The sequence below is a fragment of the Syntrophomonas zehnderi OL-4 genome (genome assembly GCF_000983115.1).
Classification (GTDB): domain Bacteria; phylum Bacillota; class Syntrophomonadia; order Syntrophomonadales; family Syntrophomonadaceae; genus Syntrophomonas_B; species Syntrophomonas_B zehnderi.
Genome location: NZ_CGIH01000010.1, coordinates 21,067 through 33,955 on the forward strand (window position 1 = coordinate 21,067; position 12,889 = coordinate 33,955).

Genomic DNA, 12,889 nt, shown 5'->3' on the forward strand with positions numbered 1-12,889 from the left:
TTATTTTAAATCCGGGGAAAAATTAAATGCCACATTGTATATGCGCTCCAAGGAAGCGATTTCTTCCTTTAAAAGATGCACTTCTTTGATATGCTCATGGTTATGCCTGATTTCAACGGTGGTTAGCCGACCTGGTTGTTGATAGGCCTTGGCAATATCAATAAGTATTCGCATATTAATAGCACCGGTCACATTAACTATGTCATCATCATCTAAAATCCATCCCCTATCCATCAACTTTCCCCTCCCTGAATAATACTTATAAAATCACCTAACCCGGCACTAAAGATGTTGGGTAATAATGGACGTCTCTTGGGCAGCACTTTTCTTTCACTTTTTTAGTCTTGCCTCTTGGAAAATAACCGGTTACGACCCATACATTCAGCCCCGATTGGCTTAGTAAATTCTAATTAATATTTTCGAATTTTCACAGTGTCCTGGCGGGCAAAAAAGCACGCGTATCCGCCCGCTTCTATTAAATAAAAAGGCTGTCGACTGACAGCCTAAAAACGCATTCCTCATCCTCCTGTGACTGCAGAAGGACAGCTCGCGCAGGAATCCGATGACGAACCGGAGCTTGGGGTCGCAAACAAGGAAAGGAGTTGCTTGATTTCCGGGGAACCGCACTGCGGGCATTTAACCTTGTCTTTATCCTTGTTGCTGATCATCAGATCAAATTTATTCCCACATTTTTTACATTCAAAATCAAATACCGGCATTTTGTTCACCCTCTTTCTTCAAATTACTCATTAAACTCATTTTCCTGATTAGCCAGGTATTCCTCGACTCCCTGGTCTTCCACATCTGCCGCTACCTCTTTCAGGGATAATCCGATCCTCTTTTCTTCAGAATCAATACTTAATATCTTTACCTTCACCGGTTGGTTAACGCTCACCACATCCTGCGGCTTTTCAACCCGATGGTTAGCCAACTGGGAAATATGCACGAGTCCGTCCACACCCGGTTCGATTTCTACGAAAGCACCGAAAGAAGCCAGTCGCACAACTTTACCATCAATAATGTCACCCTCCTGATATTTTTCCAGGACGATTTCCCACGGGCTCTTCAGCAGTTTTTTACGGCTTAATGATACCCTTTGTTTTTCACGATCCAAAGCCAGAACAAAAACGTCAATTTCCTGCCCTTCCGTAAGCACAGCTGAAGGGTGTTCAATCCTTACATGATCAATTTCGGATACATGCAGCAGGCCTTCAAATCCTCCCAAGTCAATAAAGGCCCCGTAATCAACGATCCGCTTAACTCGACCTTTAATGGTCTGGCCTTCCTCAATACTGGCCCAGAACTGTTCTTTGAGTTTGGATTTCTCGGCTTCCACCATGGCTTTACGGGACAGTACGATCTGGGAACCACGTTTTTTATGCCGATTAAACTCAATTATATTGAATTTAAAACTTTGGCCAACATATTCATCGAGGTTTTTCACAAAACCATCCTCCACATGAGAAGCCGGCAAAAATGCCACCACCCCGACATCGACCAATAATCCGCCTTTTACACTGGAAACTACAGAACCTTCAACGACTCCGCCCGAATTATAGATCTCCTCCAGTGTATCCATGGCTTTTTTGGCATCTACTTTTTTCTTGGAAAGCAATATAGTTCCATCATCATCCCATTTTAATACCAATACTTCGATTTCTTCTCCAACGGCGGCCAGTTCTTTGGCAGAGTTGGCTTCTTTTACCGACATCTCTCTTAAGGGTATAATACCTTCAGACTTACCTCCTACATCAACCATGACTTCATCGTCACGAACCTCAATTACTACACCCTTTATTATATCTCCGCGGTTGGGGCTAGCAATATCAGCCATTTCAGCTTCCAGCTTAGCAAAGCTCTCTTCATTGGATAAATTCCCCTGTTGGGTTTGCTCCTGCGGAGCACCGTCATCAAACTGCGTCATCCTGTCCAATACCTCCTTAATAATCCAATCCGGAGTAGAAGCCCCGGCTGTAATACCAACCCTTTTGATATCTTTAAACCAAGCAGGAATCAAATCGCCGGCAGATTCAATAAGCTGCGTCTTAACTCCTGATATTTGGCACTCCCGTGCCAGGGTTTTAGTATTCGAACTGCTTTTATCGCCAATTACCAGCATTAATTCGACTTTCCGGCTCAGAATCCGAGCCGCCTCCAGTCTTTTTAAGGTCGCAGAGCAAATCGTATTGAACGCTCTTATTTCTTTGGCCTTAGGTACCAATGCAGCTACCAGTTTATAAAAATCAGACTCATTTTTGGTAGTTTGAGATATCACGCCCATTTTACTAACTACCGGCATAACCAGGGCCTCATCAACACTAGCAATAACCCGGGCATTATTATTGCACCATCCCAGAATTCCCTGAACCTCAGGGTGATCATAGTCCCCGTAAATAATTATTTCGTATCCCTGAGCCGTTAATAAAGCAGCTGTTTCATGCACCCGTTTTACCAATGGACAGGTAGCATCATTAATTATAATACCCTTTTCCTGGAGATTGGCGATGATTTGCGGGGCAATCCCGTGGGATCTTATTATTATTCCATCGGCAGCCAGTTTCTCCATATCATCTGCCGGGGAGATTCCCTGAGCGGTAAAATGATCGACCACCGCTTGATTATGAACCAGAGGTCCCAGGGTAACCCAATGAAGATCGTCACTTACGGTGTTTTCTGCAATTTTGAAGGCTCGGCGCACCCCGGCGCAAAACCCCGCCTCTTCAGCCAGAATCACCTGCAAAAAGATACACCCCACCTATTAATCTATTAATTCGTATAAAATCTGCTGATTCCTGCTTTATTATTACACTTTATTAGTATAGAAGACGAATTATTTTATCCTCTATTTCTGTATTGAGTTTCTCCAGGTTGGAGGAATTTACCTTCTGATCCCGGTACTCATCCAGGCTAATAGGCTCACCTATTCTTACGACTAAAGGCCTAAGCCAACCTACCGGTATTATTCGGCCAGTGCCAATACAGGCCACGGGTACAACATTAACCTTTGAACGGAGGGCAATCATTGCCGTTCCAGATTGGGCGGTGATGTTTTGATCTTCCCGGTTGCGGGCTCCTTCGGGAAATATCCCTAGAACATGGCCTTGTTCCAAAACCCGCAGGGCATGTCGAATCGCCTGACGATCGCCGCTGCCCCTTCTAACAGGAAAAGCATGTAGCTTAATTAATAATTTACCCAAAATGTTATAGTTAAATAACTCGGCCTTGGCCATAAAATGTACCGGGCGATTCACTGCCAGGGCAACCATTACTGGATCCCAATTGCTTACGTGATTGGAGGCAAGGATAAGGGGGCCTTCGCGCGGTATGTTCTCATGACCCTCGACTTTTAACCCCAGAATAATAAAAACAAATCTAAATATTGCTCGGGCAGTCTTATAAAACATGTTTTTTCTCCCCGATTATATCCAGCATTTTCCCCAGTAATTGCTCGGTATTAAGGAGACTGGTATCTATAACGATGGAATCAGGCAGGGTTTTTAAGGCACCCACCGATCTTTCACAATCCATCTGATCGCGAGCCTGTATTTCCTTTTCCACTTCGGCTGGTTTTACCTCATAGCCTTGGGATTGTAATTCCGCAATACGCCTGCGCGCACGCTCTGGCAGGGAGGCAGTAATAAAGAACTTATAATCGGCATCGGGCAATACTTGTTCACCAATGTCCCGGCCATCCATAACTACACTTTCGAATTTGGCCATTTGTTGCTGTTTGGCAACCATAACTTTTCTGACCTCTGCTTTAGCTGCAACTAGCGAAACGCTGGCATTAATAAGCGGACTACGGATGGCTTCGGTAACATCTTCTCCGTCACATATCACCCGCTGATCTCCGGACGGGTTTGTAAATTGTATCTTGGTTTCCCGGGCTAATTCATACAATGCCTGGGAATTATTTAATTCAATATTATTTTTTATTGCTTTCCAAGTCAAAGCCCGGTACATTGCGCCGGTATCAATATATACATAACCTAGTTCCCGGGCAAGCATGCGCGCTATAGTGCTTTTCCCTGCTCCTGCCGGCCCATCAATAGCTATTTGCATTACCTTACCTGCCTAGTAATATTTCCTATTCATTTTAGCATAACCAGGAAGCTTGTGAAAGCCACGGGAAGAAAATACACAGTCTGTTAACATAGGATAATAGAGATAAGGAAAGCCCCCGGTGCAATTCGCCCGGAGGCTTTCTGGCAAAGGTATTATTTTTGCTGGTGGTAGGCGGATATTAGCTGATCAAGCGCGCCAATAATCTCTTTTGAGGCGTCATGCATTTCTTCCAGTTTAGCATTAGCTTCGGTTTTACGTCCTTCATTATTGAGCTTAACTGCTTCCCGGGCTAGGGCATGAACCTGTTCGTGCGGTTTCTGCACATGCTGATTAAATACCTGGAGCATATGCTCATCGGTTAAAGTGCTGACCCATTTTCCCAAGCGACAATTATTATGATCGGCAACACTCTCCGGTTCTGAATAAAGATCCCGGTTAACAATAAAATCGTATTTTTTCACGAAGCCGCGGTGATCTTCTTTGACCTGTTCCAAGATAATATCATCCGGCAATTTGTATTGAGCTACTATGCCCCGCAGTTGGTCAGATATCGTATTGGTTTCATCTGATATCCGGGCCAATTCAGTAAAGTTGCCCATCTGTCCGTCCACCTGACCGATTACTCCGTTAAGGGTATCAATAAGGTTTAACATGGTATCGTTAACGGTATTTACCACCGCCGATATTTCTTGCGAAGAAGCACTTTGCTCCTCCATGGCGGCGGTTATCTCCATAATAGACTCTTGTATATTAATGATCTGCCCGATAATCTTATCCAGGCTGATTATTACTTTGCCGGTAGTTTGGTTGCCGTCTTCAACCGCAATTCCCATGGATTTGATTTCTTCAACAAAACGGTTGATATTAGATTGAACACCCGTTATTAAGTCTTTTATCTGGCGTGAATATCCGGCGGTTTCTTCGGCCAGTTTGCGGACTTCTTCGGCTACGACTGCAAAACCTCGGCCGTGTTCGCCGGCCCGGGCCGATTCAATGGCAGCGTTTAAGGCCAAGAGGTTAATCTGCTCAGATACCGACATAATAGTGGCGGTAATATCACCGATATTTTCTGAAATGGTCTGCAACTCCTGGGCTTTTTCCATAGTGGAAGCACTCTTGTCTTTTAAAATCTCCCCCATTCTTTCCACTGCGTTCATATCTTCCTTGCCTGCCTGAGCTGATTCCGTCAGGCTTATATAAGACTCCTGCAATCTCTGCGCCTGCTCAGCTACCATCTGGGAGGCACTGGCAATTTCACTAACCCCGGAATCAGCACTTTCCAGATTATGTCCCACTTCATTAAGTTGGGTACCCACTTCTTCCAGGCTGGTTACACTATCCTTTAACTTAACCACCGAAGAGCTCACGACATCATTTAAGAAATAAGCATTCGTAGTAAGGCGGGAAGTGCTCGTAAATAAAGAGAACATGACCTTACGCAAGCTCTCCAACAACCCGGAAAAGCCCTGTGCCAGAATGCCTATTTCATTGCTGGCCGACACATCTATTATTTTAGTCAAATCCCCTTTGCCGACTTCTTCCATGCTGGCAAGCAATGGATTGATATGCCGCAATGCCCGGGTCAGCAAGATGCTAACCGCAATACAGACAGCCAGCAGGGATATTACAATAATCAATAAAGAACGGTTCCTGGCATCGGTCTGTGCTTTTATAAAATTATCCCGGGAAATTTCCCCGGTGATAAAGGCCACGCTTTCTCCGTCCACATCCTTAATAGGCATCATGGACAGGATGAACTTGTTATCTTCGCTATTTCTGTGAAAGCTCTGTCCGGCTCGTATTTTTTTTAGATCCTTGTCCGTTACTGTAATCGCCCCTGCCGCTTCCTCTTTCCACAGGGAATCAGATCCCTCATCGGTTAACGAAAAGACAGAATACTCCCCTTCGTTTAATTCCTGCAGATAATCCCCTAATGAATCCTCCAAGGATACCCCGACCTCGCAGAGTCCTACTAACTGGTTTCCGTTCATTATCGGGGTGATACATCTAATGCCGTAACCGGCGACCCCTTTTTCAACCGCGATTACCCGCTCACGCGTATTGATCGCTTTAACCAGGGCTTTGCGAAAACTGATGTCATCTCCGTATTGTTCAGGTTTATGAGCCCTAAAAAAGGCGTGGGCGTTCGGATCAATGAAGTTCAGCTGGACGACATGATTATTATCATGCCATTCCTGATAGACCGGCATGGTCAACTGGCTTAAGCGTTGTCTGTCCCGGTTAAGATAAGCCTGTTTCATTTGCTCATTGGCCAGCAGTGAATCAGCCAATATGCCGGTTTCCCTTTCGGCAGAATTAAGGGAGGTTTCAACCGCGTTGGTCAGGTTGGTAGTATACTGATGCTCGAAATCTTTGATAAGGAGACTTTGCAGACCTACCATGTTCCAATAAAAAAATCCGAAAACCACAAGATTAATCCCGACTAGAATAATAATAATGCGTCCCTTTAAACTATTTTTCATATTGGTTTGCTCCTCCCGGCTCATTCTATTAACTTATCCCCAGTTGGCTGATTAATGATATATAGTATTATACTGGATGTTAAGCTTAAATTACAGATAAAAAAAGTAAATCACTGAAAGATGAGATACGGTATCATTGGAAACAGCCTTTATCAGTACTGATAAAGGCTGAACTGGTGGTTCATTGTATTTTACTTGGCTATGAGTATAAAAATATTTCGCAATATCTAGTAATATATAAGTTCTTCAAAGGGTTTTGCTGGGGAGATTATTCAATTTTATTAGTGCGTCTCCAGATCTTTTGTTTTTCGGCCGCTTTAATCAGATCGTCCCGGAAATCAGGATGGGCCAGGGATATAATCTTTTCGGCCCGCAACCAGGTAGGCGCGGTTTTCATAGCTTCACAGCCGTACTCAGTTACGATATAATTAACCATTTGCCGCGGCACGGTGGTAATCGTACCCGGTGCAAAGGTAGGTACTATTCTGGATATTACGGTACCGTCCTTCAACGTATGGGTAGAAGGCAGGCAGATAAAACTGCGTCCCCCATTAGACCAAAAAGCACCCATGACAAAATCCGCCATTCCGCCATTGCCGGAAATCTGTTTAAATCCAGAGCTTTCAGCATTGATCTGGGTATACAGATCAACCTGCAAAGCCTGGTTGATTGAAACCATATTATCGATCAGGGATACCTGGCGGGGGTGATTTACATAGCCCACATTACAGGAGGCAATAGCCGCATTATGATCTATCCAATCATAAAGCTCTTTCCCCCCCAGGGCAAAGGTATAGTTAATTCTGCCCGGATCAATATTTTTCTTAATCCCGGTCATTTTCCCTGATTCCCAGATATCCTTGTAAGCATCGACCAGCATTTCGGTCCAGCCGCCTAGATCCTTAAGATCAGTATCGCAGATCATTTTTCCGAGGATATTGGGCATAGCTCCTATCCCCAACTGAATGCACTGTCCGTCCCGGAGATATTCCAGAACATTAGCAGCTATTTTCTGGTCAACCTCAGTTGGTTCGATGACTGGCAGTTCAGCCAGATCCGTATTGTCCCCCTCCACAACATAGGTAACCTGGGAAATATGTATTCTCTCTCCTACACCACCTAACGCATAGGGGATTTTATTATTTACTTCAACGATACAATGATCAGATAAGGTAGCCATTAAATATGAAGACGAATTATGCATGCCCCAGTTAAAATAGCCGTCCTTGTCCATGGGGGCTACCTGGACCATGTAGAACTGGCGGGCAGATGTACCCATTTTTTGGGGATCCCTTCTGCCTTCCAGCAGATATTGTTCCACTTCCCCAAACATAGCCGGCTGGTAGAAAACATTCTGGCACTTTTCCTGCAATATTCGGCTAAGAGCGCTGAAATGCTGATCGTTATAGGTGAATACTTCGCCCATGGGGTCGCGGGTAATCACTTCCGGTATAGGAGGTATGGTTACCGCCCCCATAACCTTAACATCTTTTAATTCATCCTTGCGAGCCGCCAGGGCTTTATCAAGGGCAATCGGTTTTCCGTTAAACATGCCATAATCGATTAAGTCACCTGACTTAACCAATTTAACCGCCTCGTCTGCGGTACGTAGTTTTTCCTTGTACATCCTTTGGAAATCACTTGCCATACATTATCCCCCCATAAAATAATTATGTCGACACCTATTTTGAATTATATCACATAAGTATATATTACCTATATTTATTTGTGATATACATTATTTTACATTTGCGGATATTTTGGGTACACAGCGATAGGCCCGCTTTTTCTCGCTTGTTGACGACATGATTTTTTATTCGTAAGGGGGGATATAATTAGCAAAGCCCTCTATAACAAAATCGAATAACAGACCAGCAGACAAAGAGCGGCGCCATACCTGCGGGACTATTTACATATCCTGGGCTATTATTTTCCAGGCTGCAGGCTGTTCTATTTCTATAAAAAAATACCGTTGTTTTCTATATTCGACAATTTTTTTGCCTATATAATTGCTTACGAAGATTTTATAATGGTAATATATAATTAAATGTAGTAGGCTTTGATGAAAAGGTGGATAGTTATGGATAATATGGTGGATATTATCGGTATTAGAGAAGAATATTGTACTAATTGTCACCAATGTATAGCTGTTTGTCCCGTTAAAATATGCAGCGACGGCAGTGGCGATGTGGTCAAATTTGATAATAATCTATGTATCGGATGTGGTCGCTGCATTGAAGCCTGTGTTAAAAGCCATGGCGGAATTGCGGAAAAAAGTGCCCGCTTCATTATTGATGATACTCCTCAGTTCGTTCAGGATCTGGGAGAGAAGGATATCTATGCCCTGGTAGCCCCGTCAGCCCAAAGTAATTTCAATTTGAACAAGCTCATCTCGGCCTTGAAATTACTCGGTGTTAAGGGGGTCTATGATGTGTCACTGGGTGCAGAAATTTCCATAGCCGCCTATCATGAAGCTATTAAGTCCGGTCAGGCCAAAATACCCTTGATCGCACAGCCCTGCCCGGCAGTAGTTAAATATATTGAACTCCATAATCAGTCCTTAATTGAACACTTGGCTCCGGTTGGCAGCCCGTTATACTGCCTGGCGGTTTATGTGCAATCACTGCACCCGGATGCCAAGCTGGCTTTTATCTCTCCATGTATAGCCAAACGGCGCGAGATGCGCGAAAACCAGATGTTAAGCTACAATGTGACCTTTCAATCTTTACATGATCTCTTGCAGGCCAGGGAAATTGATGTAGATTCCCTGGCGGAAGGTTCATTCGATAATCCGGTAACTGCCGGTATGGCCACCAATTTCTCAACCCCGGGGGGCTTAAAAGAAAGTTATCTGTTTCATTATCCAGAAACCCCGGCTAGTTCCATTACCAAGATAGAAGGTCCGATTGTTTTTGAGCAATATTTGGGTGATCTCGAAAAAGCCATCCAGCAAGGCAAGCCCAATCTGCCTTTGATCGTGGACGTTTTAAGCTGTGAAAAGGGCTGTAATATGGGAATCGGGTGTGTTAATCAGCAATACTCCATTGATGAAATAGAATACTCCGTAGCCAGTCGCTCCGAATCCGGCGTTAGTGACCCGCAAGCCAATCAGGAGCTGGATGATTTTTTAACTGATGTTTTATCCAAGCATGATTTCGGCTACTATTTATATAAGGATCGTTCCCTAAGCCATCTTAAATATCCCAACGAAGAAGAATTAAAAAAGATCTATGTAGATATGCACAAACTGGAAGAAAAAGATTTCCGAAACTGTGCCGCCTGTGGTTACAACTCCTGTTATTACATGGCTGTAGCCGTATTTAACGGGTTAAATAAAGCTCAAAACTGTCACCTCTATAAGGAAAAGGAATTGCGTCTGGAGCAGGAGGCTATCTGGATGCTGCATAATGAGCTGGCTAATGTTTTTGATACCATGTCCGACGGAGTTATTGTTTTAGATCAGGAGGGCCGGATTTCGCAGCTTAATCCAGCCGCCAAACAGATTATTGGCTTTTCGGATGAAAAATTGATCGGCGAACATATCGTGGATCTGTTTTGCGGGACGGCACCCAAAACCTTGCATCTTCTGGAAACCGGTCAATCCTATGATGATACTGAGATCATACTAAACGGCTTACGCGGCCAGGTTCATGTAACGGCTTCTGCCAAACCGAACTATAATGAACAACACCAGGTTAACGGTGCCACGATAATACTTCGTCCCATTGCCCAGGTGCAGGAACTGGTTAATAAGTTTTCAGGAGCTCAGGCCAGTTTCTCATTCGATTCCATTATTGGCCAGGACAAAAACCTGCAAAGATCTATAAAACTGGCTATGATGGCCAGCCATAATATGTCTAACGTTTTGCTGCAAGCCGAGAGTGGTACCGGCAAAGAAGTATTCGCACAGGCCATTCACAATTCCAGCCCGCGTCAGAACGGCCCGTTTGTAGCAATTAATTGTGCGGCTCTGCCCCGGGAACTGGTCGGCAGTGAATTGTTTGGTTATGTGGAAGGCGCATTTACCGGTGCCAGACGAGGGGGGCGACCTGGTAAATTTGAATTAGCCAACAAAGGTACCCTGCTCCTTGATGAGATCGGGGATATGCCCCTGGAACAACAAGCCATCCTGCTGCGGGCTATTCAGGAAAAGGCCATCACACGCATAGGCGGAGATACGGTTATTGATGTGGATGTGAGAATAATTGCCGCCACCAACCAGGATTTATTGGAATTGGTTGAACAAGGACGATTCCGTGCCGACCTTTACTATCGGCTGAATGTGGTGCAAATAAACATTCCCCCGCTGCGGGAAAGAACCGGCGACATTGGTTTGCTGTTTGATTATTTCATAAAAACCATGTCTCCTAAATTCAACCGCAAAATCAAGGATATACAACCGGCTGTAATTAAATGCCTGGAAGCCTATGATTGGCCCGGCAACATCCGCGAACTGCAGAATGTGGTGGAAAGAATTTTATTAGTTTGCGAGGGAAACCAGGTTACTATTGAACATCTTCCCCGGGAGATCGTCAATGCCGCTATCGGACACAGGGATACCTGGCAATTTAATCCTGGCTTCGGATCCCCAAGCCAACCCTTGACCGACCGCAATAGCCGAAAACTTGCCGCCCTTGAACAGGAAAGGGAAATGATCATCCGGGCTCTGGATGCCAATGCGGGTAATGTTACCAAAACGGCTGCCGCCTTGGGAATATCCCGCAACACCCTATACAGAAAAATGAAAAATTATACCATTAAAAACTAACACGCTATTATGGTGTAACATTTTTGTCACTTATTCAGCCCGGTGCGGAGCATTTTAGCAACATAAATGTGACACATTGTCCAACCGGATTTAAATAATCTGGACAACCCTAATAATAAAGGCCCGGTCAAAACGCCTAGATACTTAGTGCTTTGACTGGGCCTTTAATTTTGGAGGCCATTTCATGTGTTTTGGCACAATACTTGCATTTAATTATGCTTAAATACTATGGTCGGCCAAAGAACGCCGCAATCTGAAACCTGGCACCCTCAATAAATAGAGCAGGATGCGTAAAATAATAATTAAACACCTAATATTCCCTACTACTAAAGAAGAAAGAGAGTGACAGATATGACGCAAGCTAAAAATTCTTTTAACTCGGATTATAACAGCACCGTGGTCTACAACGAAATGGATTCCCGAAATTACAGTACCAAATCAGCTGAACTGATGGAACCCCTGGCCTTTCCCCGCTCGGTTGAAGAAATTTACAACCTGGGCATCAGCCTGCAGTATTATATAGGCGGTATATATCTTAAACTGGCAAATACGAGCAAAGGTGAACAAAAGAAAAACTACAGCCAAATGGCTTTGGCCCAATTAAATGTTAAGAAAACTATTTTACAGTTGATCAACGAAAATTTAAATGAGAAGCTGACTTACTTTTACAATAACGGCGGACCAATAATTAATCCCCCGGTATCTGAACGGGAAGCCAAGGAGTTAAGCGGTTTTTTCAACCGGATCGCAGCTAATTATTTGAATCAAATAGACGCTATCGTTACTATGGCTGCTAAGAGGAATACGGATGCGGATGAATTGAAAAATGAAATCGATAACATTATTGTTCATATGTATGGTTCGCTGTCCAATCTATATCAACATGATGATCTGAAACAGGCTTTTCATAATATGGCAGAACTTGTCGGACAATTATAAGTTGATTTACAGTCCCACACTTCCCTCCCCTATAAAAAGGCTCAACAATCGCTTTGAAACGATTGTTGAGCCTTTTAGCGTCTAGAACCTATTCATAAAATCACTTACACTGCTTAGACAGCCTTTAAAATTCGTACTCGATACAAGTACTATAATCAGTATCAGGATACCCAACAGATTATACCTTCTCACCCTTCTTTGGATTGCTCGATCAGCTTTCGGGTCATTCCACCAGGAGGGTGTTTCCCGATTACGTCTGGCTCTCATGCGCTCACCTCATTATTTCCCGAACCAATTGGCTTCTTTTCAGCATTATACTTTAAAAACAATCGCAGTTGTTTAAGATTTTTTGCCCAATTAGTTCTTTTACAGTTGAGACTTTTGCATATTAGGTAAGCCCGAAAATATTAGGATTTTATTCATACAGAAAAAGGACTTCACCCCCCATTTTGTCGAATAAATAAGTGACCAAACAAATCATCCGAAGGAGGCGAAGTCACTTATGAATATTCGACAGAGATGCATTTTCTCCTTTGAAGATGCAATGAAAATGCAACCAAAATCCAGGATCGAGAAAATAATTGATACCCTTGATTTCAAACCAGTTATTGCCAAATTACATCAACCTGATGGT

Annotated in this window: 9 protein-coding genes; 2 read left to right on the forward strand and 7 right to left on the reverse strand. The window is 43.8% G+C overall.

Annotated features, from left to right (window positions below; all coding sequences use genetic code 11):
• From AAV90_RS03810 to AAV90_RS03840, 7 genes are all read right to left on the reverse strand, one after another.
• Positions 1-234 (reverse strand): hypothetical protein, encoded by a 234-nt coding sequence (locus AAV90_RS03810; RefSeq protein WP_046496070.1) that lies wholly within the window; start codon positions 232-234, stop codon positions 1-3.
• Between the two features lie 284 nt (positions 235-518).
• Positions 519-719 carry an FmdB family zinc ribbon protein gene (locus AAV90_RS03815; protein WP_046496072.1) on the reverse strand — a complete coding sequence of 67 codons (201 nt, stop codon included), beginning with the start codon at positions 717-719 and terminating at the stop codon, positions 519-521.
• Between the two features lie 23 nt (positions 720-742).
• Positions 743-2,734, reverse strand: coding sequence for a bifunctional 4-hydroxy-3-methylbut-2-enyl diphosphate reductase/30S ribosomal protein S1 (locus tag AAV90_RS03820; RefSeq protein WP_242847478.1), 1,992 nt, complete (start codon positions 2,732-2,734; stop codon positions 743-745).
• A 79-nt stretch (positions 2,735-2,813) separates the two neighbouring features.
• On the reverse strand, positions 2,814-3,404 hold the full coding sequence (locus AAV90_RS03825; RefSeq protein WP_046496075.1) for a lysophospholipid acyltransferase family protein: 591 nt from the start codon (positions 3,402-3,404) through the stop codon (positions 2,814-2,816).
• Positions 3,394-4,062: a (d)CMP kinase gene (cmk, locus tag AAV90_RS03830; RefSeq protein ID WP_046496078.1), complete on the reverse strand. Its 669-nt coding sequence runs from the start codon at positions 4,060-4,062 to the stop codon at positions 3,394-3,396. Before cmk ends, AAV90_RS03825 begins: the two co-directional genes overlap by 11 nt.
• A 155-nt stretch (positions 4,063-4,217) precedes the next feature.
• Positions 4,218-6,548 carry a methyl-accepting chemotaxis protein gene (locus AAV90_RS03835; RefSeq protein ID WP_046496080.1) on the reverse strand — a complete coding sequence of 777 codons (2,331 nt, stop codon included), beginning with the start codon at positions 6,546-6,548 and terminating at the stop codon, positions 4,218-4,220.
• Between the two features lie 268 nt (positions 6,549-6,816).
• Positions 6,817-8,196 carry an acetyl-CoA hydrolase/transferase family protein gene (locus AAV90_RS03840; protein ID WP_046496082.1) on the reverse strand — a complete coding sequence of 460 codons (1,380 nt, stop codon included), beginning with the start codon at positions 8,194-8,196 and terminating at the stop codon, positions 6,817-6,819.
• Between the two features lie 432 nt (positions 8,197-8,628).
• Here AAV90_RS03840 and AAV90_RS13995 point away from each other — a divergent pair, with 432 nt between their 5' ends.
• Together AAV90_RS13995 and AAV90_RS03850 are read left to right on the forward strand one after the other, a co-directional pair.
• Positions 8,629-11,316, forward strand: a complete 2,688-nt coding sequence (locus AAV90_RS13995; RefSeq protein WP_052729590.1) for a sigma-54-dependent Fis family transcriptional regulator — start codon at positions 8,629-8,631, stop codon at positions 11,314-11,316.
• 351 nt (positions 11,317-11,667) lie between these two features.
• On the forward strand, positions 11,668-12,255 hold the full coding sequence (locus AAV90_RS03850; protein WP_046496084.1) for a hypothetical protein: 588 nt from the start codon (positions 11,668-11,670) through the stop codon (positions 12,253-12,255).
• Positions 12,256-12,889 lie beyond the last annotated feature (634 nt).

Bases quoted from the DNA above. Each gene is read 5' to 3' on its own strand.
- AAV90_RS03835 (WP_046496080.1), bottom strand. From the start codon at position 6,548: ATGAAAAATAGTTTAAAGGGACGCATTATTATTATTCTAGTCGGGATT.
- AAV90_RS03815 (WP_046496072.1), bottom strand. From the start codon at position 719: ATGCCGGTATTTGATTTTGAATGTAAAAAATGTGGGAATAAATTTGAT.
- AAV90_RS03825 (WP_046496075.1), bottom strand. From the start codon at position 3,404: ATGTTTTATAAGACTGCCCGAGCAATATTTAGATTTGTTTTTATTATT.
- cmk (WP_046496078.1), bottom strand. From the start codon at position 4,062: ATGCAAATAGCTATTGATGGGCCGGCAGGAGCAGGGAAAAGCACTATA.
- AAV90_RS03840 (WP_046496082.1), bottom strand. From the start codon at position 8,196: ATGGCAAGTGATTTCCAAAGGATGTACAAGGAAAAACTACGTACCGCA.
- AAV90_RS03850 (WP_046496084.1), top strand. From the start codon at position 11,668: ATGACGCAAGCTAAAAATTCTTTTAACTCGGATTATAACAGCACCGTG.
- AAV90_RS13995 (WP_052729590.1), top strand. From the start codon at position 8,629: ATGGATAATATGGTGGATATTATCGGTATTAGAGAAGAATATTGTACT.
- AAV90_RS03810 (WP_046496070.1), bottom strand. From the start codon at position 234: ATGGATAGGGGATGGATTTTAGATGATGATGACATAGTTAATGTGACC.